Annotated in this window: 22 protein-coding genes; 8 read left to right on the plus strand and 14 right to left on the minus strand. The window is 68.0% G+C overall.

What is annotated here, in order from left to right; genetic code table 11:
- The 3 genes from EV678_RS14695 (at position 1) to EV678_RS14705 (ending at position 2,635) form a co-directional block, all read left to right on the plus strand.
- Positions 1–1,086 (plus strand): uroporphyrinogen-III C-methyltransferase, encoded by a 1,086-nt coding sequence (locus tag EV678_RS14695; protein ID WP_130460050.1) that lies wholly within the window; start codon positions 1–3, stop codon positions 1,084–1,086.
- Positions 1,083–2,285 (plus strand): heme biosynthesis HemY N-terminal domain-containing protein, encoded by a 1,203-nt coding sequence (locus tag EV678_RS14700; protein ID WP_130460051.1) that lies wholly within the window; start codon positions 1,083–1,085, stop codon positions 2,283–2,285. Before EV678_RS14695 ends, EV678_RS14700 begins: the two co-directional genes overlap by 4 nt.
- Before the next feature lie 110 nt (positions 2,286–2,395).
- Positions 2,396–2,635 (plus strand): hypothetical protein, encoded by a 240-nt coding sequence (locus EV678_RS14705; RefSeq protein ID WP_014236686.1) that lies wholly within the window; start codon positions 2,396–2,398, stop codon positions 2,633–2,635.
- 174 nt (positions 2,636–2,809) lie between these two features.
- Here the strand turns inward: EV678_RS14705 and hemF are convergent, their stop codons facing one another.
- The 7 genes from hemF to pepP all read right to left on the minus strand — a co-directional run bounded on the left by hemF (position 2,810) and on the right by pepP (position 10,931).
- On the minus strand, positions 2,810–3,718 hold the full coding sequence (hemF, locus tag EV678_RS14710) for an oxygen-dependent coproporphyrinogen oxidase (RefSeq protein ID WP_130460052.1): 909 nt from the start codon (positions 3,716–3,718) through the stop codon (positions 2,810–2,812).
- Between the two features lie 77 nt (positions 3,719–3,795).
- Positions 3,796–5,079: a phosphoribosylamine--glycine ligase gene (gene purD, locus EV678_RS14715; RefSeq protein ID WP_130460053.1), complete on the minus strand. Its 1,284-nt coding sequence runs from the start codon at positions 5,077–5,079 to the stop codon at positions 3,796–3,798.
- Positions 5,080–5,164: 85 nt separating this feature from the next.
- Positions 5,165–6,730 (minus strand): bifunctional phosphoribosylaminoimidazolecarboxamide formyltransferase/IMP cyclohydrolase, encoded by a 1,566-nt coding sequence (gene purH, locus EV678_RS14720; RefSeq protein ID WP_130460054.1) that lies wholly within the window; start codon positions 6,728–6,730, stop codon positions 5,165–5,167.
- 59 nt (positions 6,731–6,789) lie between these two features.
- On the minus strand, positions 6,790–7,029 hold the full coding sequence (locus EV678_RS14725; RefSeq protein WP_014236682.1) for a helix-turn-helix domain-containing protein: 240 nt from the start codon (positions 7,027–7,029) through the stop codon (positions 6,790–6,792).
- 84 nt (positions 7,030–7,113) lie between these two features.
- A complete protein-coding gene (gene dusB, locus EV678_RS14730) occupies positions 7,114–8,145 on the minus strand; it encodes a tRNA dihydrouridine synthase DusB (RefSeq protein ID WP_014236681.1) in 1,032 nt (343 codons plus the stop codon).
- A 333-nt stretch (positions 8,146–8,478) separates the two neighbouring features.
- The gene (locus EV678_RS14735) at positions 8,479–9,633 is read right to left on the minus strand and encodes an FAD-dependent monooxygenase (protein ID WP_130460055.1); all 1,155 of its coding nucleotides are present in this window, start codon (positions 9,631–9,633) and stop codon (positions 8,479–8,481) included.
- Positions 9,630–10,931, minus strand: coding sequence for a Xaa-Pro aminopeptidase (pepP, locus tag EV678_RS14740; RefSeq protein WP_130460056.1), 1,302 nt, complete (start codon positions 10,929–10,931; stop codon positions 9,630–9,632). Before pepP ends, EV678_RS14735 begins: the two co-directional genes overlap by 4 nt.
- 111 nt (positions 10,932–11,042) lie before the next feature.
- On the opposite strand from pepP, the gene EV678_RS14745 reads away from it, so the two are divergent.
- On the plus strand, positions 11,043–11,315 hold the full coding sequence (locus EV678_RS14745; RefSeq protein ID WP_014236678.1) for a hypothetical protein: 273 nt from the start codon (positions 11,043–11,045) through the stop codon (positions 11,313–11,315).
- A gap of 13 nt (positions 11,316–11,328) precedes the next feature.
- Here EV678_RS14745 and murU read toward each other — a convergent pair whose 3' ends face one another.
- Both murU and EV678_RS14755 read right to left on the minus strand, forming a co-directional pair.
- Positions 11,329–12,012, minus strand: a complete 684-nt coding sequence (murU, locus tag EV678_RS14750; RefSeq protein ID WP_130460057.1) for an N-acetylmuramate alpha-1-phosphate uridylyltransferase MurU — start codon at positions 12,010–12,012, stop codon at positions 11,329–11,331.
- Complete coding sequence (locus EV678_RS14755; protein ID WP_130460058.1) at positions 12,012–13,013, minus strand: aminoglycoside phosphotransferase family protein; 1,002 nt, start codon at positions 13,011–13,013, stop codon at positions 12,012–12,014. The genes murU and EV678_RS14755 overlap by 1 nt, the downstream gene beginning before the upstream one ends.
- Before the next feature lie 208 nt (positions 13,014–13,221).
- Between EV678_RS14755 and EV678_RS14760 the strand changes: the two genes are divergently transcribed.
- The 3 genes from EV678_RS14760 (at position 13,222) to pdxA (ending at position 18,823) form a co-directional block, all read left to right on the plus strand.
- The gene (locus EV678_RS14760; RefSeq protein WP_235832480.1) at positions 13,222–16,422 is read left to right on the plus strand and encodes an LPS-assembly protein LptD; all 3,201 of its coding nucleotides are present in this window, start codon (positions 13,222–13,224) and stop codon (positions 16,420–16,422) included.
- On the plus strand, positions 16,422–17,735 hold the full coding sequence (locus tag EV678_RS14765) for a peptidylprolyl isomerase (RefSeq protein ID WP_014236674.1): 1,314 nt from the start codon (positions 16,422–16,424) through the stop codon (positions 17,733–17,735). The genes EV678_RS14760 and EV678_RS14765 overlap by 1 nt, the downstream gene beginning before the upstream one ends.
- Before the next feature lie 65 nt (positions 17,736–17,800).
- Positions 17,801–18,823 carry a 4-hydroxythreonine-4-phosphate dehydrogenase PdxA gene (gene pdxA / locus EV678_RS14770; protein ID WP_130460059.1) on the plus strand — a complete coding sequence of 341 codons (1,023 nt, stop codon included), beginning with the start codon at positions 17,801–17,803 and terminating at the stop codon, positions 18,821–18,823.
- A gap of 121 nt (positions 18,824–18,944) precedes the next feature.
- Here pdxA and EV678_RS14775 read toward each other — a convergent pair whose 3' ends face one another.
- The 5 genes from EV678_RS14775 to EV678_RS14795 form a co-directional block, all read right to left on the minus strand.
- A complete protein-coding gene (locus EV678_RS14775) occupies positions 18,945–19,598 on the minus strand; it encodes a LutC/YkgG family protein (protein WP_014236672.1) in 654 nt (217 codons plus the stop codon).
- 14 nt (positions 19,599–19,612) lie between these two features.
- Positions 19,613–21,025, minus strand: a complete 1,413-nt coding sequence (locus tag EV678_RS14780; RefSeq protein ID WP_130460060.1) for a LutB/LldF family L-lactate oxidation iron-sulfur protein — start codon at positions 21,023–21,025, stop codon at positions 19,613–19,615.
- Positions 21,026–21,090: 65 nt separating this feature from the next.
- Positions 21,091–21,819, minus strand: coding sequence for a (Fe-S)-binding protein (locus tag EV678_RS14785; protein ID WP_014236670.1), 729 nt, complete (start codon positions 21,817–21,819; stop codon positions 21,091–21,093).
- Between the two features lie 186 nt (positions 21,820–22,005).
- Positions 22,006–22,656 carry a response regulator transcription factor gene (locus EV678_RS14790; protein WP_014236669.1) on the minus strand — a complete coding sequence of 217 codons (651 nt, stop codon included), beginning with the start codon at positions 22,654–22,656 and terminating at the stop codon, positions 22,006–22,008.
- 4 nt (positions 22,657–22,660) lie between these two features.
- Positions 22,661–25,366, minus strand: a complete 2,706-nt coding sequence (locus EV678_RS14795; protein WP_130460061.1) for a PAS domain-containing sensor histidine kinase — start codon at positions 25,364–25,366, stop codon at positions 22,661–22,663.
- Positions 25,367–25,540: 174 nt separating this feature from the next.
- Here EV678_RS14795 and EV678_RS14800 point away from each other — a divergent pair, with 174 nt between their 5' ends.
- Positions 25,541–26,749: an ABC transporter substrate-binding protein gene (locus EV678_RS14800; protein ID WP_014236667.1), complete on the plus strand. Its 1,209-nt coding sequence runs from the start codon at positions 25,541–25,543 to the stop codon at positions 26,747–26,749.
- Positions 26,750–26,882: the final 133 nt, after the last annotated feature.

Genomic DNA, 26,882 nt, shown 5'->3' on the forward strand with positions numbered 1-26,882 from the left:
ATGAACGACTCCCTGCCCCCCAACGAGAGCCCTGCCCCTGCCGAGACGACGCCTGCGGCGTCCCCCACCCCGCCCCTGGCCAAGCCGCGTCAGGAAGCCTGGCGCAATCCCTGGATCGGCGTCGCCGTGGTGGCCCTGGGCCTGGCAGGCTGGCAGTGGGTGGAAACCCGCATCAAGCTCTCCGACACCCAGCAGGAACTGGCCAAGCGCTTGGCCGACGCAGACAGCCTGTCCAAGGAAACCCGAGGCGTGGCCAAGCAGTCCCAGGAGGAAGTGGGCCGTCTGCAGGCCAAGCTGGGGGCCCTGGAAGCCAAGCTGGCCGAATCCCAGAACCAGCAGGCGGCCCTGGAAAACCTCTACCAGGACCTGGCCCGCAACCGGGACGAAGCGGCCCTGGCCGAAATCGAGCAGAGCGTCACCCTGGCCGCCCAGCAGCTGCAGCTGGCCGGCAACGTGCAGGGCGCCATCCTGGCCCTGCAGGCCGCCGACGCCCGCCTCTCCCGCAGCGAACGGCCCCAGTTCACCGCCCTGCGCAAGACCATCAACCGGGATCTGGAAAAGCTGCGTGCCGCGCCCTATGTGGATGTTTCCGGCATGAACCTGCGCCTGGAAAACATCATCGTCGCCACCGACACCCTGGCCCTGGCCTTCGACGAGCGTCCCAAGCCCGAGAAGGAGGCCAAGGAAGCCGCCGCTGACGGTACGCCCGCTAGCGGCTTCTGGCAGCGCCTGGGCCTGGACCTGTGGAGCGAGGTGAAGGGTCTGGTGCGCATCCAGCGCTTCGACCGCCCCGAACCGGCCCTGCTCTCCCCCTCCCAGAGCTTCTTCCTGCGGGAGAACCTCAAGCTGCGCCTGCTCAATGCCCGCCTGGCCCTGCTTTCCCGGGACCAGTGGACCTTCCGCAGCGAGCTGAAGATGTCCCAGGCCTGGCTGGAGCGCTACTTCAACACCAACGACAAGTCGGTGCAGACCGCCATCGCCAGCGTCAAGCAGCTGGCCGGCACCGAAATCGTCATCGAGCTGCCCCTGCTCAACGACAGCCTCAACGCCCTGAAGACCCTGAAGCTGGCCAAGGAGCGCAAATGAGAGGCCTGTTCTGGATTCTCGCCCTGTTCGCCGCCGCCGTCGGCCTGGCCCTGGCGGCCCGGGTCAATGACGGCTACGTGCTGGTGGTGTTCCCGCCCTGGCGTCTGGAAGTCTCCCTCAACCTGCTGATCATCGGCCTCATCGCCGCCTTCGCCGTGCTGCACGGCCTGCTGCGCCTGGTCTCCCTGACCCTGGGCCTGCCCGCCCGGGTCAGCGAGTTCCGCGAACGGCGCAGCAAGGACAAGGCCGCCGCCGCCCTGCAGGACGCCCTGCGCCACTTCTTCGAGGGCCGCTACGGCCAGTCCATGAAGCGGGCCGAGGAATCCTTCAGCGCCGGTTACGTGCCCGGTCTCTCCGCCCTGGTGGCGGCCCGGGCCGCCCACGCCCTGCGCGAAAACGCCAAGGAAGGCCAGTGGCTGAAGGATGCTGAAGGGGACAACAACCTGAAGGTGGCCCGCCTCATGCTGACCGCCGAGATGCGCCTGGACTCCCGGGACTTCAGCGGCGCCCTCGATGCCCTGCGCCAGCTGCAGGAAACCGCCGGCCGCCACATCGCTGCCATGCGCCTGGAGCTGAAGGCCCAGCAGGGCCGCAAGGACTGGGAACAGGTGCTGCGCCTGGCCCGCCAGCTGCAGAAACGGGAGGCCATGGCGCCGGAACAGGCCCGGGAAATCATCCTCAAGGCCCACCGGGAAAACATCCGCCAGCGCCAGGAAGACGCCCCTTCCCTGCTCGCCTACCTGCGCACCATCCCCAGCCGGGAAGGCTCGCCCCGCCTGGCCGCCACCGTGGCCCGGGCCCTGCTCAGCCTGGATGCCAAGGCCGAGGCCCTGAAGGTGGTGGAAAGCACCCTGGAAAAGTGCAACGAGGACGACTGGAATTCGGACCTGGTGGAAATCTACGGCCAGGTGGCCGTGGCCGACGCCGACGGCGGCGAACTCACCGCCCGCATCGCCCGGGCCGAGGGCTGGCTCAAGCAGCGCCCCCGGGATGCCGGCCTGCTCCTGGCCCTGGGCCGGCTGTGCCTGCAGCAGAAGCTGTGGGGCAAGGCCCAGAACTACCTGGAAGCCTCCCTCTCGGTGGAGGAAAGCCGCGATGCCCACCTGGAACTGGCCCGGCTGCTGGACCAGCTGGAGCGCCCCGGCGAGGCCGACCGCCACTACCGCCAGGGCTCGCGCCCGGACCTCTACCGCAACTGACGGCCCGACGGCCCCTTACGGGGGCCTGTTGCGGCAGCCGGGAAGCGCGCTAGAATGGTCATCCCAACGAGGGAAACACAGACAACACAGAGGGTATACGGGGACTAGTCATGCTCAACATCGATCTGCGCAAAATCTACAACTTCTACCCGGTGGAGCCGGCCCCCGATGCGGCCAACCTGCCCACCGGCGGCGACATCTACTACGAGTGCCTGGACTGCACCACCGTCATCAACTCGGTGCCCCACATCAAGAGCGCCTGCCCCTGCGGCAACCTGACCGGCGGCGGCGGCAACCTGACGGTGAAGCACCCGGACCGGGTGAAGGTGGTCAAGGGCAAGCTGAAGTAAGCCAAGCCGCAACGAAAAAAAGGGAGCCCATGGCTCCCTTTTTTAATGGCCGCTGCCGGCGCCGGCGGACGGCTGCGGACGATTCACAACCTGCGCCAGCAGCCAGTATCCACGCCGTTCTCCGCAGACATGCCCGGGAGAATGGCTTCCCTCCTGCCTCCCGGGCCGGGTGCCCTAGACCCAGTCCCGCGGCGGCAGGAAGTCGGTATACAGGGCGGCCTCGGCGCTGCCCGCTTCCGGCTGCCAGTCGTAGCGCCACTTGACCACCGGCGGCATGGACATGAGGATGGATTCGCTGCGGCCGCCGGACTGCAGGCCGAACAGGGTACCCCGGTCCCACACCAGGTTGAATTCCACGTAGCGGCCCCGGCGGTAGGCCTGGAAGTCCCGCTCCCGCTCGCCGTAGGCCAGGTGGCGGCGCTGTTCCAGGATGGGCAGGTAGGCCGGCACGAAGGCGTCGCCGACGCTGCGAGTGAGATCGAAGCAGCGTTCGAAGCCGCCCTCGTTGACGTCGTCGTAGAAGATGCCGCCGACACCCCGGGGCTCGTTGCGGTGCTTGAGGAAGAAGTATTCGTCGCACCACTTCTTGTAGCGCGGGTGCACCGTCTCGCCGAAGGGCGCCAGGGCGTCCTTGCAGGTCTGGTGGAAGTGGCGGGCGTCCTCGGCGAAGCCGTAGTAGGGGGTCAGGTCCATGCCGCCGCCGAACCACCACACCGGCTCCTGGCCCTCTGCCGTGGCGATGAAGAAGCGCACGTTCATGTGGGCCGTGGGGCAGTAGGGATTGCGCGGATGCAGCACCAGGGAGACGCCCATGGCCTCGAAGCTGCGGCCGGCCAGTTCGGGCCGGTTGGCGGTGGCCGACGGCGGCAGGTTGCCGCCGGTGACATGGGAGAAATTGACGCCACCCCGTTCGAACAGGTGGCTCTCCTCGATCACCCGGGATTCGCCGCTGCCACCCTGGGGCCGCTGCCAGGCATCGCGGCGGAAGGTGCCGCCGTCCAGGGCCTCGAGGGCGGCGATGATGCGGTTCTGCAGGTCGGTGAGGTAGGCGCGGACGGGGGCGCTGCTGGGAAGCTGGCTCATGGGGAATTCTCGCAGGGGAAAAGAAACGGGGCGGTCATGGCCGCCCCGCTGTTTAGTGTGGTGTTGCGCGCAAAGGTTCAGCGGCTGACGGCCCGGTAGCCGATGTCCTTGCGGTACTGGACGCCGTCGAAGCGCACCTGGGCGGCCACCTCGTAGGCCCGCTTCTGGGCCAGCTTGACGTTGTCGCCCAAGGCGGTGACGCACAGCACACGGCCGCCGGAGGTCAGCACTTCGCCGTTGGGCCCGCTGCTGGTACCGGCGTGGAAGACCTGGGCATCGTCGCCGAAGGCGTTGCCGTGGGCCGGCAGGCCGGTGATGACGTCGCCCTTCTTCGGCGTGTCGGGATAGTTGGCGGCGGCCAGCACCACGCCGAGGGCGACGCGACGGTCCCACTCGGCTTCCACCTGGTCCAGGGTGCCGGCGATGGCGTGCTCCAGGACCTTGGTCAGGTCGGACTTGAGCCGCATCATGATGGGCTGGGTTTCCGGGTCGCCCATGCGGCAGTTGAATTCCAGGGTCTTCACGGAGCCGTCCTTGCCGATCATCAGACCGGCGTAGAGGAAGCCGGTGAAGGGGATGCCGTCGGCTTCCATGCCGCGCACCGTGGGCATGATGATTTCGCGCATGACCTTGGCGTGCACTTCCGGAGTCACCACGGGCGCCGGGGAATAGGCCCCCATGCCGCCGGTGTTGGGGCCGGTGTCGCCGTCGCCGATGCGCTTGTGGTCCTGGCTGGAGGCCAGGGGCAGCACGTTCTTGCCGTCCACCATGACGATGAAGCTGGCTTCCTCGCCGTCGAGGAAGTCCTCGATCACCACCCGGGCGCCGGCGTCGCCCAGGGCGTTGCCGGAGAGCATGTGGTCGATGGCGGCGTGGGCTTCCGCCAGATCCATGGCCACCACCACGCCCTTGCCGGCAGCCAGGCCGTCGGCCTTGATGACGATGGGGGCGCCCTGGCGATCCACGTAGGCGTGGGCCGCGGCGGCGTCGGAGAAGGTCTCGAAGCCGGCGGTGGGAATCTTGTGGCGGGCCATGAAGCGCTTGGCGAAATCCTTGGAGGATTCCAGCTGGGCCGCTTCCTTGGTGGGGCCGAAAATCTTCAGGCCCCGGGCGCGGAAGATGTTGACCACGCCGGCCGCCAGGGGCGCCTCGGGACCCACTAGGGTGAGGTGGATCTTTTCCTTCTCGGCGAAGTCGGCCAGGGCCACCGGATCGGTGATGTTGAGGTTTTCCAGTTCCGCTTCCCGGGCGGTGCCGGCGTTGCCGGGCGCCACGTAGACCTTCTGCAGGCTGGGGGACTGGGACAGCTTCCAGGCCAGGGCGTGCTCGCGGCCGCCGGAACCGATGACGAGGAGTTTCATTGTTTGTCCTTTGCGCTTCTCAGATATTGCACTGGGTACTGTACCAATGCGCTCGGCGGGGCAGCCCGGCTGCCCCGTCACGCAATCAATGGCGGAAGTGGCGGGCGCCGGTGACCACCATGGCCAGGCCGTGCTCGTCGGCGGCGGCGATCACTTCGGCGTCACGCATGGAGCCGCCGGGCTGGATCACGGCCTTGGCGCCGGCCTGGGCCAGCACGTCCACGCCGTCGCGGAAGGGGAAGAAGGCGTCGGATGCCACACAGGAGCCGTCCAGGGAGAGGCCGGCGGCCTGGGCCTTGATGGCGGCGATCTTGGTGGAATCGACGCGGCTCATCTGGCCGGCACCCACGCCCAGGGTCATGCCGCCGCCGCAGAAGACGATGGCGTTGGACTTGACGAACTTGGCGACGCGGTAGGCGAAGAGCAGGTCTTCCAGCTGGGCATCGGTGGGGGCCTTCTTGGTCACCACTTTCAGGTCGGAGGGCTGGACGTTGAACATGTCCGGGCTCTGGATCAGCAGGCCGCCGCCGACGCGCTTGTATTCGAAGGCGTGGTAGGCGCGCTGCAGGGGCACTTCCAGCACCCGCAGGTTGGTCTTGCCGGCCAGCAGTTCCTTGGCAGCGGCAGTGAAGGCCGGGGCGATCAGCACTTCGACGAAGTGCTTGCGCTCGTTCATGGCGTTCACCACATCCACGTCCACGGTGCCGTTGAAGGCGATGATGCCGCCGAAGGCGGAGGTGGAGTCGGTCTTGAAGGCCTTTTCATAGGCTTCCAGCAGCTTGCCGCCGATGGCCACGCCACAGGGGTTGGCGTGCTTGATGATGACGCAGGCCGGGGTGTCGAAGACCTTGACGCATTCCCAGGCGGCATCGGCGTCGGCGATGTTGTTGTAGGACAGTTCCTTGCCCTGCAGCTGGGTGTAGTTGGCGATGGCGCCGGGGGTGTGCACCGGGTCCTTGTAGAAGGCAGCCTGCTGGTGGGGGTTCTCGCCGTAGCGCAGCACTTCGACGCGGTCGAAGGCGGCGTGGTAGGCGGCGGGGAATTGCTGGGGCTGGTTCTGCTCGTCCAGGCTGGTGAGCCAGTTGGCGATGGCGGAATCGTAGCGGGCGGTGTGGGTGAAGGCCTTCTTGGCCAGACCGAAGCGGGTGTTGAGGGACAGCTCGCCGCCGTGGCCCTGCATTTCGTCCAGCAGGGGCTGATAGTCGGCCGGATCGGTGACGATGGCGACACCGGCGTAGTTCTTGGCGGAGGAGCGGACCATGGCGGGGCCGCCGATGTCGATGTTCTCGATGGCATCTTCCAGGGTGACGTTGGGCTTGGCCACGGTCTCGCGGAAGGGGTAGAGGTTCACGCACACCAGGTCGATGGTGGGGATGCCGTGCTGTTCGATGGTGGCCAGGTGCTCGGGCAGGTCGCGGCGGGCCAGGATACCGCCGTGCACCTTGGGATGCAGGGTCTTGACGCGGCCGTCGAGCATTTCCGGGAAGCCGGTGTAGTCGCCGATTTCGGTGACCGCCAGGCCGGCGTCGCGCAGCATCTTGGCGGTGCCGCCGGTGGACAGGAGCTTGACGCCTTGGGCGGCCAGGCCTTGGGCGAATTCGAGAACGCCGCGCTTATCGGAAACGGAAATGAGGGCTTGACGGATTTTCATGGTGGATGCGGTGAAAGATTGAAAACGGTGAATGGCGATGAAACGGGAACGGGTGGGGCTCAGATGAGCTTGTAGTCCACCAGTTTCTTGCGCAGGGTATTGCGGTTGATGCCCAGCATCTCGGCGGCCAGGGTCTGGTTGCCGCCGGCCTGCTGCAGGACGATCTGCAGCATGGGTTTTTCCACATTACGCATGACCATGTCGTAGATGGCTGCCGGACGCTCCCCGTCCAGGTCCCGGAAGTACTGCTCCAGTGCCCCGAACACGCAGGCGGAAATATCATTGTTATTGCGGCTCATGGCCGAGGTACCTCTCCAAAAGTGTGTTGCTGACGCCCTCTGTGAGGCGGCGTCCGGCCTGCCCGGGAAGCGCGCGGCTCCCGCTCAGGCGGCCAGATCGTGATCCTGCTCTTGTTGTGGTGCTTCGTACTTCAGGTGTTCGCCGGCCTGGGCCAGGCTGGCAAAGAATTCGTTGACGGCGGCCTGCTGGGCATCCAGTTCCATGAGCTGGTTCATGGTCTTGCGGAAGGCGGCGGAACCCACCAGGCCCTTGGTGTACCAGGAGATGTGCTTGCGGGCGATCTTCACCCCGGTCTCGATGCCGTAGAAGGCATAGAGGTCCTGCAGGTGCTCCTGCAGGATGCGGTGGATTTCCTCCACCCGAGGCGGGGGCAGGTGCTCGCCGGTCTTCAGGAAGTGTTCGATCTCGCGGAAAATCCAGGGCCGGCCCTGGGCGGCGCGACCGATCATGACGCCGTCGGCGCCGGTCACTTCCAGCACATGCCTGGCCTTTTCCGGGGTGGTGATGTCGCCGTTGGCGATCACCGGAATGCCGATCTGGCTTTTCACCAGGGCGATGGTCTCGTACTCGGCCTCGCCGGTGTACTGGTCGGCCCGGGTGCGGCCGTGGATGGCCACGGCGCGGATGCCGGATGCCTCGGCGATGCGGGCAATGGTGGGGGCGTTCTTGTTGAGGCGGTTCCAGCCGGTGCGGAACTTGAGGGTCACCGGGGTATCGGGCACGGCGCCGACCACCGCCTCCAGGATGCGACCCACCAGCACCTCGTCCTGCATCAGGGCCGAGCCGGCCATGACGTTGCACACCTTCTTGGCCGGGCAGCCCATGTTGATGTCGATGATCTGGGCGCCGTTGTCCACGTTGTACTTGGCCGCCTCGGCCATCATGGCCGGATCGGCGCCGGCGATCTGCACGGAAATGGGCGCCACTTCCCCTTCGTGGTTGGCCCGGCGCTGGGTTTTCTTGCTGCCGTAGAGCAGGGAATTGGAGGTGACCATCTCGGACACCGCCAGGCCCGCGCCCAGGGTCTTGCACAATTGCCGGAACGGCCGGTCCGTGACCCCCGCCATGGGAGCGACGAACAGATTGTTGCGCAAGGTAAAACCGCAAAATTCCATAGGTATTGCCGGGCAAGAAAGGGGTGAGGAAGGGGGCGGATTCTACCCCAAGCGCTGCCTAAAAAATAGTCACCAGACGGGGCGCGGCTTTGCGGGGCACAGGCGGAACCCGAAAAACCAATTTGTGAAATAAGTCACAGATAGCAAAGACTACCCCAACCCGGGTAAGCAACTGGCTTTTTCGCTGCCGGAAGTCGCCCGGGCCAGACAGAAACACGCCTCCATTCCACGGAAAGGGGCAGTGGCGCCGTCAGGGCAAGGCGCGCCGGCCCGCCGTTGGCTCACTGCCAACAAGGGCCGGCGCAACGCCGCCCTGGCGGTGTCAATGCCCCTTTACGGCCAGGCGCGGGCGCCCCAGATCATGCGCTTGGCAACGAAGTGGCGGGCCGGCGGGAACAGGTCCAGGGCCAGCAGGCCCAGGCCCCGGGCCAGGCGCAGGGGGGCGATGTCGTTGGAGAAGAGACGCACGATGCCATCGGTGAACAGGGCGCTGCCCTGCCGGTCCGTCCGCCGCCCCCGGGCGTAGGCCTGGAGCGTTGCCGCAACCCCGGGGTCCGGGCTGGAAGCCAGGAGGGACGCCAGTTCCCAGGCATCGCGCAGGCCCAGGTTGAAGCCCTGGCCGGAGACCGGATGCAGGGTCTGGGCGGTGTTGCCGACCCACACTTCCCGCTGGGCCACGGTCTCCTGGCGCAGGCGCAGGGCCAGGGGGAAGCGGGCCCGGGGGCCGGCGCCGGTGAAGGTGAGGCGGTTGCCGAACTGGGCCTGCAGGGCGGCGACGAAGGCCTCGTCGTCCAGCCCCATGAGCCAGTCGGCCTTGGCCGGCGGCACGGTGAAGACGATGGCGTAGCCGTCCTCCAGGGGCAGCAGGGCCAGGGGACCGTCGGCGGTGAAACGCTCCCAGGCCTGGCGGCCGTGGGGTTCCCGGGTGCGCACTTCGGCCAGCACCGCATGCTGGCGGTAATCCCGCACCGACACGGCCGGGTCGTCGTAGGGCGTGCCTTCGGCATGGACCAGCAGACGGGCGCCCAGGCGCAACACCTCGCCCTGCTGCTGCAGGGTGACGCCGACGCCGGCCCCATCGGCACGCCAATCCACGGCCCTACTCTGGCGCAGGACGCTGATGGCCGGCATCCGGGCCACCCGTTCGGCCAAGGCCGCGGCCAGGTCGCCGTAGCGCATGACGTAGCCGAGGGAGGGCAGCTGGTAGTCGGCCGCGGTCATGACGGCGCGGCCGAAGCCGTCCCGCTGGGAGATATGGATGTGGTCGATGGCGGTGGCGGCCCGGGCGTTCCAGGCCTCCAGGGTTTCCAGCAGCTGGCGGGCGCCGTGGGACAGGGCCAGGGCCCGGGGATCGCCGGCTGCGGCGTCGGCCGGGGCGGCATCCACCAGGGTCACCCGGTGCCGGCTGGCGGCCAGGGCCAGCGCCAGGGTCATGCCCACCGGGCCGGCGCCCAGGACCAGAATGTCGGTATCGGGGGCGGCGCTCACGACAGATGCTCCATGACCGCCTCGATCTCCGCCACGGTGCGGGGCGCCGTGGTGTAGACGCGGCAGCCGTCGGCAGTGACCACCACGTCGTCCTCGATGCGGATGCCGATGCCGTGCAGGTGGGCCGGCACGTCGTCGCCGGGGCGGATGTAGAGGCCGGGTTCGACGGTGAGGGTCATGCCCGGCTGCAGGGTCACCCAGTTGTCCCCTTCCTTGTATTCGCCGGCATCGTGCACGTCCAGCCCCAGCCAGTGGCCGGTGCGGTGCATGTAGAAACGGGTGTAGGCCTTGCCTTCGACGAGGGTGTCCACGTCGCCCTTGAGCAGGCCCAGATCCACCATGCCACGGGTCAGGACCCGCACCGCCGCATCGTGGGGGGCCATGAAGGCGACGCCGGGACGGGTGGCGTCGATGGCTGCCGCCTGGGCCGCCAGGACGATTTCGTAGACATCCCGCTGGGCCGCGGAAAAGCGGCCATTGACGGGGAAGGTGCGGGTGATGTCGGAGGCGTAGCCCTCCACCTCGCAGCCGGCGTCGATCAGCACCAGGGCTCCGTCGGCCAGCAGCTTGTCGTTTTCCACATAGTGCAGGACGCAGGCATTGGCACCGCCGGCGACGATGGGCGGATAGGCGTGGGAGGAGGCGCCGCGGCGGCGGAATTCATAGGTCAGCTCGGCCTCCAGCTCGTACTCGGCGAGGCCGGGACGGCAGCGGGCCATGGCCCGGGCATGGCCGGCGGCGGCGATGTCGGCGGCGCGCTGCATGCAGTCCAGCTCGTGGGAATCCTTCACCAGGCGCTGCCGGTCCAGGGCGGCGCGCAGGTCGCGGATTTCCGCCGGGACCCGCTTGCCGGCCCGGCTCTGGGCCCGCACCGCATTGAGGGCGCCGGCGATGCGGGCATCCCAGTCGCTGTCATGGCCGAGGGAATGCCAAAGGGAGTCCCGGTCCGCCAGCAGTTCGGCCAGGCGGCCGTCCAGTTCGCCGATGGGATAGGCGGCGTCGACACCGAAGGCTTCCCGGGCGGCCTCGGGACCATAGCGGAAGCCGTCCCAGATTTCCCGCTCCTCGTTTTTCTCGCGGCAGAAGAGCAGGGACTGGGGCTCGGCCCCGCCCACCAGCACCAGCACCGCATCGGGCTCGGGAAAACCGGTGAGATACCAGAAGTAGGAATCGAAGCGGTAGGGATGGTGGGTATCCCGGTTGCGCACCCGCTCGGGCGCGGTGGGGACGACGGCGACGCCGTTGCCGAGGGCCTGCAGCAGGCGTTGGCGACGGGCGCGGAAAGGATCTTGGGTCATGGCGGAGAGCCTCGTATTACCTTGTTTCTAGGACGTTCGACGTAATGCTTTTGCGGACGGGTTTGGCTATAGTGCGCACGTCTTTGTCATGCCCCGCCGTCGGATATCAACATGATCAACACCTTGAAGCAGCTCGAAAGCCATCGGGAGCAGATCATCGCTCGCCTGCCCAGTTATTGCCAGAGCCGCATCAACGACCGCTTCGGCCGTTACCAGAACGAGTGCCAGGAATGCCGCCGTCTGCTGCGCAATTTCGCCAGCGACCACAACGAACACCCGGACCAGGCGGCGGGCCGCCTGCGTCAGCACATCATCAACTGCGACTGCCTCGGCGGCGCCCATCTGCGGCGCAGCGCCGACCGGCAGCCGGCCACGGCGCGCTGAGGCCGCCGCCGGGCTAGACCCGGGCGGCACCGCCCAGTTCCGCATCCAGGGCCTGCAGGCGGGCCGGCGTGCCCACATCCTCCCAGCGACCCCGGTACAACTCGCCCCCCACCTGGCCCCGGGCCATGGCCTGGCGCAGCAGGGGCGCCAGCTTGGCCGGCTGGCCGGCCACGAGTCCGGCAAAGAGGGCGGGGCGATAGAGGCCGATGCCGGCGAAGGTGTGGCGCGGTGTGCCGGCATCCGTCACCCGCCCATCCGCCAGCGCAAAATCCCCTTCCGGGTGCTGGGGCGGATTGGGCACCAGCACCAGATGGGCCTGGTCCTCGCCCAGGGCCAATGCCGGCGCCCGGCCCACATCCCAGTCGCAATAAACGTCACCGTTGATCACCAGGAAAGGCTCCTCTCCCAGCAGGGACAGGGCCTGGACGATGCCGCCGGCGGTTTCCAGGGCCCCCGGCGGCTCGGGCGAATAGGCGAGATGCAGGCCCCAGGCGGAACCATTGCCGAGGGCGGCCTCGATCTGCGCCCCCAGGTGGGCATGGTTGATCACCACCTCGCGGAAGCCCGCGGCGGCCAGGCGCTCCAGGTGCCAGACGATGAGGGGCTTGCCGCCCACCGGCAGCAGGGGCTTGGGGCAGGTGTCGGTGAGGGGGCGCATGCGTTCGCCGCGCCCCGCCGCCAGGATCATGGCCCGCATCAGAAGGTGTAGCCCACCTGGACTTCGCCCTGGGGCTCCAGCTCGTCGAGGAGCCGGGCCAGGGCCCGCAGGTCGCCGTAGCGCTCGCAGGTGCGGCGCAGGTAGGACATGACCCGGGGCATGTCCTTCAGGTAGCCGTCCTTGCCGTCCCGATGGCAGAGGCGGGCAAAGATGCCCAGGACCTTGAGCTGGCGCTGGGCCCCCATCCACTCGTAGTCCTTGTAGAAATCGTCGAAATTGGCATGGACCGGCAGGCCGGCCTTGCGCGCCTTTTCCCAGTAGCGGATGACCCAGTCCAGTTCCTGGTCCTCTTCCCACTGGATGTAGGCATCGCGGAAGAGGGACACCAGGTCGTAGGTGATGGGGCCGTACACCGCGTCCTGGAAATCGATGATGCCCGGATTGGGAATGGTCACCATGAGGTTGCGGGAGTGGTAATCCCGGTGCACATACACCGAGGGCTGGGCCAGGTTGTTGGCCAGCAGCTTGGCAAAGACGTCGTCCAGCACATGCTGCTGCTTGTCGCTGAGGCTCTTGCCCAGGTGCTTGCCCACATACCATTCGGGGAACAGGTCCAGCTCCCGCTGCAGCAGGGCCGCATCGTAGGGAGGCAGTTCCCCGGGCCGGCTGGCCTGCTGGATGCGGACCAGGGCATCCACCGCCTCGCCGTAGAGGGCCCCGGCATTTTCCCCGTCCAGCACCGACAGGTAGGTAGTGCTGCCCAGGTCGGAAAGGAGCAGGAACCCCTGGGCCAGGTCGGCAGCGAAAACCTCCGGCACATGCACCCCGGCGCCCCGCAGCAGCTGCTCCACATGCAGCCAGGGGGCGCAGTCTTCGTGGCTCGGCGGCGCATCCATGACGATGCGGGAAGGGCTGCCGTCGGCAAAGCTGACGCGGAAATAGCGCCGGAAGCTGGCATCGGCGGAAGCCGGGGTCAGGCTGAAGGTTGCACCGGAAAACTGACTCTCTAGCCAGGCCTGAAGCTGGGCGGTACGCGGCATGCCGCTTCTCCTCGTTCGAAGATGCTAAAATGCGGCGATTTTAGCATCCACGCTGCACGCCTCACGGGGCTTCGCCGCGGCATGCCCACCGATTTCCCTGAATTCCCTGTCCATGCCATTTGCCCGTCGCCCTCTGGCGCTCCTTCTCTGCTGCGGCTTTGCCGGTGCCGTTCTCGGCTCCCTACCCGAGGAAGCGCTCGCCCAGGGAATGACGCCGCTGAGTGTGGATCCGACCCTGCTCGGCCTGCCGCCGGCCCAACCCAAACCCAAGCCTGCCCCCCGTCCCGCCGACGCGGAAAGCGCCCCCCGGGCCACGGCCACCCCGGTGACCGCTCCGGAGCCGATCCCGAGCAAGGAACTGAACAACGACGGCCCCGCGCCGGCAGCTGCCAAGCCGGCACCGGCCACCAAAGCCGTGGCGGCTCCCGCTCCCCAGCCCGCGCCGGCACCGGCCGCCCCCGCCCGCAAGGCAGCAGCACCTGCCGCACCGATCGTCGCCGCCCCACCCGTGACCCAGCCGGCCCCGGTGGTGCCCGTGACGACTCCGGCGGCGGAATCCTCCCGCCCGGCCGCCGTCGCCCCGGCGGCCGTGACCTATCCCACCCCTGCCCGTCCGGCCCCCCAGGCCGCCCAGGCCAGCGGCGGTCTGGCACCGCTGCGGGTGGACCCGGCCCTGCTCGGCCTGCCACCGGCTCCGGCGACCACCCAGGTGGCCCGTCCCGCGGCGCCTGCAGCCACGCCCATCACCAGCACCGGCGCGGCTCCGGTGGCAACCCAGGCAACAACGACTGCCGCGACCGCCACCAGCCCGGCTGGCGCCACGACAACCAGTGCCATCGCTCCGGGCCGGCGCGCTGTCCGGGCACCCCTGGTGGCCCCGGCGGAAGTCCTGGCCCGGGAACCGGCAGCAACGCCAGCTCCGGCCCGCACCGTGGCAGCGGCGGCAGCGCCCGCTCCCATCGCCCACAAGGGTGAGGCGGCGGGTGGCACGGCCCTCGGTCCCCTCAAAGTGGATCCGGCCCTGCTGGGTCTGCCCCCCCTGCCGGCGCCGGCGGCACCGCCCCAGATTGTGAACGCAGTCTCCGATCCCCAGGCCGAAGCCGAAGCCATGGCCCCGGCCCTACCGCCCCGCCGCCGTCGCGGCGAGGAGACCGAGAACGCCGTCCCCCTGCCCTACGCCGAGCGGGATCCGGGACCGGCCCTGGCACTGCGTCGTTCCCGCAACATGACGCCGCTGCCGAAGAACGACGACGCCCGCCCCACCTTCCTCACCGCCCGCCGCCTGTACGGCGTCGCCGACCGGGAAGCCGTGCTGGAAGGCGATGCCGAAATGCGCCGCTCCGACACCGTTCTCACCTCGGACCGGCTGGTCTACTGGCAGAACGAAGACGAAGTGGAGGCTACCGGCAACGTGGTCTATGAACAGGAAGGCACCAAGGTATCCGGTCCCAGCCTGTTGATGCGTCTTTCCGACAGCACCGGCGTCTTCGACCAGGCCGCCTACTCCATCCGCCAGGAGCGCAAGGTGCCGGTGTGGGGCGTGCGGGAAAACAGCCAGGCCATGGGCACCACCCTGACCACCGGCCGCGGCCAGTCGGAAAAGATGGAATTCCTCGGTGAAAACCATATTCGCCTAGCCAATGCCACCTACACCACCTGCGCCCCGGGCAACAACGACTGGTACGCCAAGGCCGACTCCCTCGACCTCAATTACGACAGCGAGGAAGGCGAAGGCAAGAACGGCACCCTGTACTTCAAGGATGTGCCCATCTTCTACATGCCGAGCATGAGCTTCGCCCTCAACAACCGGCGCAAGTCAGGCTTCCTCGCTCCCACCTTCGGCACCAACAGCCTCAGCGGCGCCACGCTGACCACGCCCTACTACTGGAACATCGCGCCCAACATGGACGCCACCATCGCCCCCCGGGTGATGACCAAGCGGGGCCTGCAGCTGGGCGGCGAGTTGCGCTACCTGAATTACGACTACAGCGGCTACGCCCGGGGCGAGTATGTGCCGACCGACAACGTGCGTAACCTGGACAACCGCTACGCCGTCAATATCTGGCACAACCACAATTTCGGCAACGGCTTCACCGGCCTGCTGAACCTGAACAAGGTTTCGGACGACTACTTCTACACCGACCTTTCCAGCCGCATCGGTGTCAGTGCCCAGACCCTGCTGCCCCGCCAGGGCAAGCTCTCCTACAGTTCCACCTGGTGGGGAGCCACGGTCAACGTAAACCGCTACCAGACCCTGCAGCCGGACGCCGCCAACCCCATCATTGCACCGTACGACACGGTGCCCCAGGTGACCGTCAGCGCCCGCCGTCCGGACTACTTCGGCACCGATGTCTCGGTGCTGGGCCAGTTCACCTCCTTCAGCCACCAAACCAAGGTCGAAGGCGACCGTACCGTGGTCTATCCCCAGGTGTCCCTGCCCCTGATCTTCCCGGCGTTCTATGTGACGCCGAAGGTCGGCATGCACGTCACCAGCTACAGCCTGTCCCGCCAGGCAGCGACGGTACCGGATCGCATCAGCCGCAGCCTGCCCATCTTCAGCGTGGACAGCGGCCTCACCTTCGAGCGCGACACCACCCTGCTGGGCACGGCCTTCACCCAGACCCTGGAGCCCCGGCTGTACTACGTCTATGTGCCGAACAAGGACCAGAGCAACATTCCGATTTTCGACACGGGCATCGCCGACTTCAATTTCGGCCAGATCTTCTCGGAAAACCGCTACGTCGGCCAGGACCGCATCGGCGACGCCAACCAGCTCACCGCTGCCGTCACCACCCGCTTCATCGGCCCCAATACCGGTCGGGAATACTTCCGCGCCCTGGTGGGCCAGCGTTACTACTTCGACGACCAGATGGTCACCGTGCCCGGCGAGAAGCCCCGCCAGCACAAGAACACCAACTGGCTGGCCGCCGTCTCCGGCCAGATCATGCCCAAGACCTATCTCGACGGCGCCGTCGAATACAACCCCTTCGATGCCCGTACCGACCGTCTGACGGTGGCCGGCCGCTACCAGCCGGAACTGGGCAAGGTGCTCAACGCCGGCTACCGTTACACCCGGGACGTGCTGGGCAACCTGGACGTTTCCGGCCAATGGCCCCTGGGCCGCGGCTGGTACGGCGTGGGCCGCTACAACTACTCCCTGAAGGAAAAGCGGGTGGTGGAAAACATTGCCGGCCTGGAATACAACGGCGGCTGCTGGGTCGTGCGCGGGGTCATCCAGCGCTACGCCCTGACGGCCAATACGTCGTCCACCGCCTTCTTCGTGCAGCTCGAACTCAACGACTTCTCCCGCATCGGTTCCAATCCGCTGGACCTGCTGCGCCGGACCATCCCCGGTTACGGCCGCATCAACCAGCCCATGGCCGACCCGGTGTTCGGAGGTGAGGAATAATGCAGACCATGATGAAATACTGGCTCTCCCTGCTGCTCTGCCTGGCGGCCTGCCAGGCCAACGCCCAGACCTACCGCGGCCAGCGTACCGACCCGGTGGAGGCGGACCGCATCATCGCCGTAGTCAACAGCGAGGTCATCACCCTCAACGAACTGCGCCAGCGCCTCGACTCCGTGGTCAGCCAGCTGCGCCGCCAGGGCACGCCCCTGCCCCCGGCCGACGTGCTGGAGAAGCAGATGCTGGAGCGCATGGTGGTGGACAAGGTGCAGGTCCAGTTCGCCAAGGAGAACGGTATCCGCATCGAGGACGCCCAGCTGGACATGGCCCTCAACCGTATCGCCGCCAACAACAAGATGACCCTGGCCCAGTTCCGCCAGGCCCTGGAAAAGGACGGCATCGCCTTCGCCAAGTTCCGCGAGGAAATCCGCCAGGAAATCACCGTGTCCCGCCTGCGGGAGCGGGAAGTGGATGCCAAGCTGCTCGTCTCCGAAGGCGAAATCGACAACTACCTGGCCGGCGCCAGTGCCGGCGGCAGTGCCGAGGAATACCAGGTGGCCCACATCCTGGTGCGCTCCCCCGAGTCTGCCAGCCCCGAGCAGTTGCAGAAGCTCAAGGCCAAGGCCGAGCAGATTCTCGACCGCCTCAAGCGGGGCGAGGATTTCGCCCAGGTGGCCGCCGCCTACTCCGACGCCCCCGACGCCCTGCAGGGCGGCAACCTGGGTTTCCGCCCCCTGGACCGCATGCCCAACATCTTCGCTGAGACCGTGCAGAAGATGCAGCCCAGCCAGCTGTCCCCCGTGATCCGCAGCCCCAACGGCTTCCACATCGTCAAGCTGGTGGCCAAGAAGGGCGGCGCCTCCATTCCCGCCGTGCAGCAGACCCACGCCCGCCACATCCTGATCAAGGTGAACGAGGTGGTGTCCGAGGCCGAAGCCAAGCGCAAGCTGCAGGCCGTGAAGGAACGCCTGGACCACGGCGGCGACTTTGCCGAGCTGGCCCGCCTCTACTCCCAGGACGGCTCCGCCCCCAAGGGCGGCGACCTGGACTGGCTCTATCCCGGCGACACCGTGCCCGAATTCGAGCGGGCCATGGATGCCCTGAAGGTGGGCGAAGTCAGTCAGCCGGTGCAGTCCATGTTCGGCTGGCACCTGATCCAGGTGCTGGAGCGCCGCGTCCAGGACGTTTCCCAGGACCGGCAGCGGGCCATCGCCCGCAACGCCCTGCGCGAACGCAAGTCCGACGAGGCCTACCAGGACTGGCTGCGCCAGTTGCGCGACCGGGCCTACGTGGAGTATCGCTGGGAAGAGCAGTAAGCACCCGGCAATCACCAGGGGGCCTGCGGGCCCCTTTTGCATTTCAGTCCAGCGGAGTCTGCCCCATGCGCCCCACCCTAGCCGTCACTTCCGGCGAACCGGCCGGCATCGGTCCCGAACTGTGCCTGGCCCTATCCCGCTACCCGGCACAAGCCCGTCTGGTGGTGCTGGCGGACAAGGAACTGCTGCGCCAGCGCGCCGCCCAGCTGGGAATGGACGTTCCCCTGCACGACTACGCCCCGGCCCGCCCGGCCCCGGCCGGCAGCCTGGAAGTGCTGCACCTGCCCCTGGCCGCTCCCTCCGCCCCGGGCCGCCTGGATGCCGCCAACGGCCCCTACGTCCTCCAACTGCTGGACCGGGCCCTGGCCGGCTGCCTCCAGGGTGAGTTCGCCGCCATGGTCACCGCCCCCCTGCACAAGGGCGTCATCAACGACGCCGGCATCCGCGGCTTCACCGGCCACACCGAGTACCTGGCGGAAAAGACCGGCACCCCCCTGGTGGTGATGATGCTGGCCGGCACCTCGCCCATTGGCGGCCACGGCCCCCTGGGCCAGCCCGGCCCCTTGAGGGTGGCCCTGGCCACCACCCACCTGCCCCTGAAGGAAGTGCCGACAGCCATCACCCCGGCGGTGCTGGAGGACGTGCTGCGCATCCTGCACGCCGACATGGCGCGCAAATACGGCATCTCCCGGCCCCGCATCCTGGTGGCCGGCCTCAACCCCCATGCCGGCGAAGGAGGCTACCTGGGCCGGGAAGAGATCGAGATCATCACCCCGGTGCTGGAAAAATTGCGGAGCGAAGGCATGGAACTGCTCGGCCCCCTGCCCGCCGACACCCTGTTCACCCCGCCCCAGCTGGCCCGGGGCGACTGCGTCCTGGCCATGTACCACGACCAGGGCCTGGCGCCCCTGAAGTTCGCCACCTTCGGCCAGGGCATCAACGTCACCCTGGGCCTGCCCATCATCCGCACCTCGGTGGATCACGGCACCGCCCTGGATCTGGCCGGCACCGGCCAGGCCGATCCGGGCAGCCTGTTCACCGCCGTGGAGCAGGCCGTCGAGATGGCCCGGCGCTCCCGGCCGGCTTGAGCGGCGACCGATCGGAGGCCCGTATCTGCCAACATGGGCCAACATCGGCCGACGCAAAAAAGCCCGGCGCCGAAAAGGCGGCCGGGCTTTTTTTATCCCCAGGATGACGGGAGCGGCGGACTCAGCCCACCAGGATCAGATGCACCCGGTAAGGCCCGTGGGCGCCGAGGGTCACGGTCTGCTCGATGTCGGCGGTGCGGGAGGGGCCGGAGACGAAATTGACGGCCCGGGGCGCCTCGCCCTTTTCCGCCCGCAGCAGGGCGAAACCGTCTTCCATGAGGGGCACCACCCGTTCCACCGGCACCACGGCGATGTGGGTTTCCGGCAGCAGACTGGTGGCCGCATGGGTGTCGGCACCGGAGAGCAGCATCAGGGTGCCGGTGTCGGCCACGGCGCAGAAGGTGGAAGTGATGCCCACCAGATCGTCGCCCCGGGAGGGACGGGCCTCCACCTGCAGGCCGGCGCCGGCCCAGGCCTGGTCGGCCAGGGAGGGCCAGCACACGGCCCGGGTCGGCAGTTCCCGGGCAATAAGATAGGCAGCGGCCGCCGCCGGCACTTCGGCCCAGGACGGCACCCGTTCCACCGTGGAGGCTAGGGCCGTGGCCCGTTCGGTGAAGCGCTGCAGCAGGCCTTCCCGGCTGTCGCGCCAGGCGCCGCCGGGGGCGGGGCCCCGGGTGCGGGCCGCCAGATGGGGCGCCAGCACGGCACCGTCGGCCGGGGCACCGCGGCCGATGGAGGCGCGGATGCGGGAGAGGATCAGGTCGCGGGAACTCATCGGTGCGGCTCCTATCAGTGCAGGTTTTTGCGGGCGCGGTAGAGCTCGCGGAAGGTCTTGCCCGCCGGCGCCGGGAAGTCCCGGCCGTCGGTCCAGCCACCGCCCAAGGGCAGGCGGTGGATCAGCTTGTCGGCGCCGCCCAGGCGCTTGAGGAAGCGGGCGGCGATGGCCGTGCCGATGCCGTAGAGCCAGGACTGGCTGGCGCTCCAGCCCCACAGCTTGAGGGAGAGGCGCTCCTGCCAGGGCCGCAGGCCGGCCTCCACCTGCATTTCCCGCTCCTTGCGCATCAGCTCGGGCAGGGGAATGCGCACCGGGCAGACGGCGCTGCACTGGCCGCAGCCGGTGGCGGTGTGGGGCAGCTCGTGGGCGTGCTCCATGCCGGCGTAGGAGGGGGTCAGCACCGAGCCCATGGGGCCGGGATAGACCCAGCCGTAGGCGTGGCCGCCGACGGCCTGGTACACCGGGCAGTGGTTCATGCAGGCGCCGCAGCGGATGCAGCGCAGCATCTCCTTCAGCTCGGAGCCCAGGACCCGGGAGCGGCCGTTGTCGAGCAGGACGATGTGGAACTGCTCCGGGCCGTCGCTATCGCCGCTGCCGGCGACGCCGGTGTTCATGGAAACGTAGTTGGTGATGGGCTGGCCGGTGGCGGAACGGGGCAGCAGGCGCAGCAGTACCGACAGGTCCTCCAGGGTCGGCACCACTTTTTCGATGCCGGTGAGGGCCACGTGGATGCGGGGTACGGTGGTGCACAGGCGGCCGTTGCCCTCGTTGGTAACGATCACCGTGGAGCCGGTTTCGGCCACCAGGAAGTTGGCGCCGGAAATGCCCATGTCGGCGGAAAGGAAGTGGGGCCGCAGGATTTCCCGGGCCTCCCGGCACAGGGCGCCGATGTCCTCGGTACGGGGCTTGCCGTGCTTGGCGTGGAACAGGTCGGAGACCTCGTCCCGGGTCTTGTGGATCACCGGGGCGACGATGTGGGAGGGCGGCTCGTGGTCGTTGATCTGCAGGATGTACTCGCCCAGGTCGGTTTCGACGGGCGTCACGCCGGCCGCCTCCAGGGCGTCGTTGAGGCCGCACTCCTCGCTCACCATGGACTTGGACTTGACCACCTTCTTCACGCCGTTGGCCTGGGCGATGCCGACGATGATGGCATTGGCCTCGGCCGCGTCCCTGGCCCAGTGCACCCGGGCGCCGCGGCGGATGGCCTCCTGCTCGAAGCGTTCCAGCCACAGGTCCAGGTTTTCCAAGGCCCGGTTACGGATGTCGCGGCCGGCATCGCGCAGGGCCTCGAAGTCGCCGAACTCGGCGGCAGCGGCGGCCCGGCCGGGGACGAACTTCACCTGCACCAGCTTGAGGGCCTTCTGCAGGTTGGGATTGGCCAGGGCCTCCCGGGCCCGGGCCTTGAAGTCGTTGGAATGGATTTCCATGGCGGATCCTGATGAAGGCGGAAGAAGGGCGCCCGGCGGCAGCCGGGGCCAGGGTGAAACGGAATCTAGTCGAGCTTGCCGGCCAGCACTTCGGCCACGTGCAGCACCTGGGTCTTGCGGTCGCCCTTGCGGCGCAGGCGGCCTTCGATATTGAGCAGGCAGCCCAGGTCGCCGCCGACGATGGCGTCGGCTCCGGTGGCGCAGGCGTTCTCGCACTTGTTGTCGGCCAGCTTGGTGGAGATGTCGCCGAACTTGAGGGAGAAGGTGCCACCGAAACCGCAGCAGGTCTCGGCCTCGCTCATTTCCTTGATTTCCACCTGGCCCATCTTGCCCAGGAGCTGGCGGGGCTGCTGCTTGATGCCCAGTTCCCGCAGGCCGGAACAGGAGTCGTGGTAGGTGATGCTGCCGGCGAAATCGCCGGGCACGCTTTCCAGCTTGGCCACGTTCACCAGGAAGTCGGTCAGTTCATAGGTGCAGGCCGCCAGCTTCTTGGCCCGGGCCAGCAGGGCTGGATCGTCCTTGCACAGTTCTTCGTAGTGGGCGCGGATCATGCCGGCGCAGGAGCCGGAGGGCAGCACCACGTATTCGTAGCCTTCGAACTCGTCGATGACCTTGCGCGCCAGGGTCAGGGCGGTGGCCCGGTCGCCGGAGTTGTAGGCGGGCTGGCCGCAGCAGGTCTGGGTCTCGGGGACTTCGACGGTGCAGCCGGCGAGCTTGAGCAGTTTCAGGGCGGCAAAAGCCACATTGGGCCGCATCAGGTCGGCCAGACAGGTGACGAAGAGGGCAACGCGCATGACGGTTCTTTCCCGGGCAGTGTTGGCGCCACGATAGCGCGCCGGCCCGCAAGATGAAATTGGGGAAATCCCCGTTTCCGGGGCAGGGGGCGATTGGACTCCCAAGCCAGGGCCCAGTCAACACGGCCCTGTCGGGGCAGGCACCGCCGGCAGGGCCGTCCCGCCTGCCTCCCCGGCCATGCCCCGTCAGCGTTCGGCCTGGCTCGACTCCAGGGCGCACTGCACCAGTTCGGCCAGGGAGCGCACTCCCATCTTTTCCATGACCCGGGCCCGGTGGGCCTCCACGGTCTTCATGCTGATGCTGAGCTCGTCGGCGATCTGCTTGTTGAGCTTGCCTTCCACCACCCGGTCCATCACCTCCCGCTCCCGGGCGGTGAGCTGGGCCAGGCGGCTGGCCACGGAATTTTCCCGGGCCCGGCGGGCGCGGCGTTCCGTATCCAGGTCCATGCACTGGCGGATCAGGCGCAGCATGTCCGTATCGTTGAAGGGCTTCTCGATGAAGTCGGCGGCCCCCTTCTTCAGGGCCGCCACGGCCATGGGCACGTCGCCGTGGCCGGTGATGAAAATCACCGGCAGGGTGGAACGCTGGGCCGCCAGCCGCTCGTACAGCTCCAGGCCGCTCATGCCGGGCATGCGCACGTCCAGCACCAGGCAGCCGGCCAGGCCGTCGGTGTAGGCGGCAAGGAAGTCCTCGGCACTGGGAAAGGCGCGTACCGGATAGCCTTCGGACTCGATCAGCCAGACCATGGAGTCGCGCATGGCCTCGTCGTCGTCCACCACGTAGACACACTGGGTTGAGGCGACGGCAGCGCTCTCCTGGCTGTTGTGTTGCGTCATGGCCTCATTCCTCCAAAGGCAGGGTGAATCGGAAAACGGTGCCGCCGCCCGGATTGGCGTCGGCCCACAGGCGGCCCTTGTGGTACTCGATGATGGAACGGCAGATGGGCAGGCCCATGCCCATGCCCTCGGGCTTGGTGGTGTAGAAGGGGGCGAACAGTTCCTCGGCGGTGGTGCTGCCGAGGCCGTGACCCCGGTCGGCCACCGCCACCTCCAGGCTGTGATTGTCCGGGAGGGTCGCGGACACCGTCAATCGGCGTTCCGCCGGCAGGGTGTCGCGCATGGCCTCGATGCCGTTCTTCACTAGGTTGAGCAGCACCTGCTCGATCATGATGCGGTCGGCAAACAGGGGCGGCAGTTCCGGCGGCAGGTCCACGCAGATGTTCACCCCCTGCTTGCGCGCCTCGATCTCGGCGAAGCCCAGGGCTTCCTCGACGATGTCGCCGAGCAGCACCTGGCCCCGGTTGGGCTCGCTCTTTTTCACGAACTCCCGCATGCGGCGGATGATCTTGCCGGCCCGCTCCGCCTGGAAGCTGGCCTTTTCCATGGCCCCCAGCAGCTCCTCCGGCTTGGCGGCGCCGCCCTTCATGCGCTTGACGCAGCCCATGCAGTAGTTGGCGATGGCGGCCAGGGGCTGGTTCAGCTCGTGAGCCAGGGAGGAGGCCATTTCGCCCATGGTGATGAGGCGGGAGGTCTGCTCCAGGCGCTTCTGCTGCTGCAGGTTCACTTCCTCGATCTGCTTGCGCTCGGTGATGTCGGTGCCGATCTGCACCCGCACCACCCGGCCGTCCACCCAGCGGATGGCCCGGTCGTGCAGGTGGTACCAGCGGCCGGAGAGGCTGTTCTGCACCTCGCCGTCGAACAGCTGGCGCGGCAGCACTTCCGGCGAGAGCAGGCGCAGGTCGCAGTCGAAGGCGCCCACCGGCGGCCGGCAGGCTTCGGTCACTTCCCAGCAGTTGCGGCCGACGGCGTCGAAACCGAAGATACTCTTGAAGGCCCGGTTGCCGAAGAGGATTTCGTCGCTCTTGGCGTCGGCCACGTACACCGCCGAATCCAGGCCGTCCAGCACCGCCATGAAGCGCTCCTGGGAGCGTTCCAGTTCGCCCCGCACCCGCTTCGGCTCGGTGATGTCGGTCATGGCCCCCATCCAGCCCGTCTGCTTGCCGTTGGCGTCGATCAGGGGGGAAATGTAGAAGCGCACGTCCATGCGCTCGCCGTTCTTGCGCATCACCCGCTGCTCGAAGCCCTTGGCGGGAGCCTGGCCGGCCAGGGTCAGCTCGATGTTGGTGGCCAGCTGGCGGGCGTGTTCCGGCGGCCAGTAGGGGAAGGGGGGCTTGAGACCCAGCAGTTCCGCCTCGCTCCAGCCCAGCATGCGGCAGAAGGCCGGGTTCACGTAGATGATGCGGCCTTCCATGTCGATGGCCCGCAGACCGGTGGACACGGATTCCTCCATGGCTTTGCGGAAGGCGTATTCGTCGGTGAGGGCCTGCTCGGCGGTCTTGCGGTCGGTGATGTCGTGGGCCACGGCGTAGAGCAGCTTTTCCTCCGGCACCGGGTTGATGCTCCACAGCAGCCACTTGTCCTGGCCATTGGCGCTGTGGAAGCGGCATTCGAATTCCTGGGCCGCCCCTTCCGCCAGATGGCGCAGCATGTCCACCACCAGGGCCATGTCGTCCGGGTGCACGAAGTCCAGCAGGGACTTGTCCTGCAGTTCCCCCAGGGGATAGCCCAGCACCCGCTCGAAGGCCGGATTGACCCGGCGCAGCTTGCCTTCCAGGGTGGCGATGCACTGCAGGCCGAGGGACAGGGAAAACAGCCGGTCCCGCTCCTTCTCCGCCTGCAGGCGGCGCTGCACGTCGCGCCGCAGCAGGGCCAGGCTCCAGATCAGGGCCAGGGTCAGGGCGCCGATCACCAGGGGCGGCAGGGTGCGGGACCAGGCGTCGTCGGTGGCGTAGGCAATGGCCCGCAGGGAAAGGCCGTTGGCCGGCGGTTCCAGGGAGAGGCGGTAGGCCAGTTCCTTGCTGGTGGGGCGCACCGCCGTATTGGCCGCCACTTCCTTGCCCTCCCCGTCCTCCAGGGTGAGGCGGTATTTTTCGGTGAACCAGGTGGGCACCGGATGGCGCAGCAGGCCGTCGGTGCTGTAGATGCCGACGATGGCGCCCATGTCCTCGCGCCAGCGCTGCACCGGGATGGTCAGATCGAAGTAGGCGGCGCCCTGGCGGTTGCGGTAGGTGCTGCCGTAGAGGGGCCGGCCGCCGCGCAGGGCTTCGGCCAGACGGTCCTGCTGGGTCGGGTCCAGGCTTTCCCCGGCCACCCATTCGGTGGCCTCGAAGGGCGCCACCCACTGCACCTTGCCCTTGGGGTCCACCCACAGCACCACCGACAGTTCCGGATTGTTGGCCAGGTGCTGGGCGGCGCGGATCTGGAAATCCTCGTAGTCGAGCACGCCGTCGGCCAGGTTGCGGCCCAATTGGACGAGGAAATCCTGATTGGCGGTGAGGTGCAGGCGCAGGGTCTGGTCGGCCCACTGCATGTCCCGCTCCACCATGGCGCGGCGCTCGTCCGCATCCCGCTTGTCGATGTAGCCCACCAGGGCAAACATGGTGAGGGCGAAAAGAACGATGGCCAGATAGGGGACGAGCCAGTACCACCCGCCCCGGGCAACGGCGGCTTTATACGGCAGGGAGGCAGGTTCGGCGCGGTCCGGCATGGCGCTGGGAGGCAATTCGGGTCTCAATCTTCGCTGCCCGTACAAGCGCCGGGCCATTGGTGTTTACCCTGAGTATCGCATGGGCAGTGGCTCGGCGGCCCGGCGAGGGGATAATGGCGGCTTGCGGGATAACCCGAATTGGCGCCCTCCCGACCCATCCCGTAGGCTCGACCCATGCTGCCCGCCCTCCCCTCTCGACTGTCGCTCTTCCTCGCCGCGGCCATCGCGCTGCTGGCCCCCGCCTGGGCCCAGGCCGCCCCCCAGGCGCCCCTGCCGATCCGCATCGGCGTGTACGGCCCCTTCACCGGCGGCTCCAGCCCCATGGGCCTGTCCATGCGCGACGGCATCCGCCTGGCGACGGCGGAGATCAACGCCGGCGGCGGCCTCCTGGGGCGCCCCCTGCAACTGGTGGAGCGGGACGACGAGGCCAACAACCAGCGGGGCAGCCGGATCGCCCAGGAGCTGGTGCAGATGAAGGTGACCGCCGCCGTGGGCATCGTCAATACCGGAGTGGCCCTGGCCAGCCAGCATTACTTCCAGGATGCCCGCATTCCGGTACTCACCGCCGTGGCCACCGGCTCCATCATCACCAAGCAGTTCCTGCAGCCCCACTACGCCGAGAACTATGTCTTCCGCGTCTCCAACAGCGACGCCATCCAGGCGGCCATGATCGTCGAGGAGGCGGTGGAGCGGCGCCGCTTCAAGCGCCTGGCCATCATCCACGACACCACCAACTACGGCCAGCTGGGCCGGGAGGACCTGGAGAAGGCCCTTACCGCCAAGGGCCTGAAGCCGGTCAGCATCGAGCATTTCAACCTGGGCGAGATCGATCTGACCCGCCAGCTGCAGCGGGCCCGGGACGCGGGCGCCGAAGCCATCCTGGCCTACGGCATCGGTCCGGAACTGGCGGCCCTGGCCAACGGCCGCGCCAAGCTGCACTGGGAGGCGCCCCTCATCGGCGGCTGGACCCTTTCCATGTCCTCCTTCATCGACAACGCCGGCCCCAATGCGGAAGGGGCGCGCATGCCCCTCACCTTCATCGACGAGGGCACCTCCCTGAAGCGACGCCAGTTCCTCGACGCCTACCTGAAAGCCAGCGGCGCCCCCCGCATCCCGGTGCCTTCGGCCGCGGCCCAGGGCTACGACGCCATGCTGCTGCTGGCTGCCGCCATCCGCCAGGCCGGCAGCACCGACGGCCCGCGCCTGAAGGCGGCCCTGGAGAATCTGCGGGACAAGGTGGAAGGGGTGGTACAGATCTACGAGCGCCCTTTCAGTCCCAACGACCACGAAGCCATCGACCGGCTCGACACCCCGGTCATGGGCGAGGTCCGCGGCGGCCGGGTGGTCCATGCCTACGGCGTACGCCTGCGCCACGTGCCCTGAGCCGCCCTCACCGGGGCCACCGGCCCGCCGAGGAGACTGCCAGGCACCCCGGGCCCAGTCCTGCTCTATGTTGCAGTGCAATGTTGCACAATACGAACTGTGTTTTTACAATGTGGAAATTCGCTAGGCGAAG

It is taken from the genome of Azospira oryzae (assembly GCF_004217225.1).
Taxonomy (GTDB): Bacteria; Pseudomonadota; Gammaproteobacteria; order Burkholderiales; family Rhodocyclaceae; genus Azospira; species Azospira oryzae.

Coding starts and splice junctions, on each gene's coding strand:
- EV678_RS14695 (WP_130460050.1), top strand. CDS start 1: ATGAACGACTCCCTGCCCCCCAACGAGAGCCCTGCCCCTGCCGAGACG.
- EV678_RS14700 (WP_130460051.1), top strand. CDS start 1,083: ATGAGAGGCCTGTTCTGGATTCTCGCCCTGTTCGCCGCCGCCGTCGGC.
- EV678_RS14705 (WP_014236686.1), top strand. CDS start 2,396: ATGCTCAACATCGATCTGCGCAAAATCTACAACTTCTACCCGGTGGAG.
- hemF (WP_130460052.1), bottom strand. CDS start 3,718: ATGAGCCAGCTTCCCAGCAGCGCCCCCGTCCGCGCCTACCTCACCGAC.
- purD (WP_130460053.1), bottom strand. CDS start 5,079: ATGAAACTCCTCGTCATCGGTTCCGGCGGCCGCGAGCACGCCCTGGCC.
- purH (WP_130460054.1), bottom strand. CDS start 6,730: ATGAAAATCCGTCAAGCCCTCATTTCCGTTTCCGATAAGCGCGGCGTT.
- EV678_RS14725 (WP_014236682.1), bottom strand. CDS start 7,029: ATGAGCCGCAATAACAATGATATTTCCGCCTGCGTGTTCGGGGCACTG.
- dusB (WP_014236681.1), bottom strand. CDS start 8,145: ATGGAATTTTGCGGTTTTACCTTGCGCAACAATCTGTTCGTCGCTCCC.
- pepP (WP_130460056.1), bottom strand. CDS start 10,931: ATGACCCAAGATCCTTTCCGCGCCCGTCGCCAACGCCTGCTGCAGGCC.
- EV678_RS14745 (WP_014236678.1), top strand. CDS start 11,043: ATGATCAACACCTTGAAGCAGCTCGAAAGCCATCGGGAGCAGATCATC.
- murU (WP_130460057.1), bottom strand. CDS start 12,012: ATGCGGGCCATGATCCTGGCGGCGGGGCGCGGCGAACGCATGCGCCCC.
- EV678_RS14755 (WP_130460058.1), bottom strand. CDS start 13,013: ATGCCGCGTACCGCCCAGCTTCAGGCCTGGCTAGAGAGTCAGTTTTCC.
- EV678_RS14760 (WP_235832480.1), top strand. CDS start 13,222: ATGACGCCGCTGAGTGTGGATCCGACCCTGCTCGGCCTGCCGCCGGCC.
- EV678_RS14765 (WP_014236674.1), top strand. CDS start 16,422: ATGCAGACCATGATGAAATACTGGCTCTCCCTGCTGCTCTGCCTGGCG.
- pdxA (WP_130460059.1), top strand. CDS start 17,801: ATGCGCCCCACCCTAGCCGTCACTTCCGGCGAACCGGCCGGCATCGGT.
- EV678_RS14775 (WP_014236672.1), bottom strand. CDS start 19,598: ATGAGTTCCCGCGACCTGATCCTCTCCCGCATCCGCGCCTCCATCGGC.
- EV678_RS14780 (WP_130460060.1), bottom strand. CDS start 21,025: ATGGAAATCCATTCCAACGACTTCAAGGCCCGGGCCCGGGAGGCCCTG.
- EV678_RS14785 (WP_014236670.1), bottom strand. CDS start 21,819: ATGCGCGTTGCCCTCTTCGTCACCTGTCTGGCCGACCTGATGCGGCCC.
- EV678_RS14790 (WP_014236669.1), bottom strand. CDS start 22,656: ATGACGCAACACAACAGCCAGGAGAGCGCTGCCGTCGCCTCAACCCAG.
- EV678_RS14795 (WP_130460061.1), bottom strand. CDS start 25,366: ATGCCGGACCGCGCCGAACCTGCCTCCCTGCCGTATAAAGCCGCCGTT.
- EV678_RS14800 (WP_014236667.1), top strand. CDS start 25,541: ATGCTGCCCGCCCTCCCCTCTCGACTGTCGCTCTTCCTCGCCGCGGCC.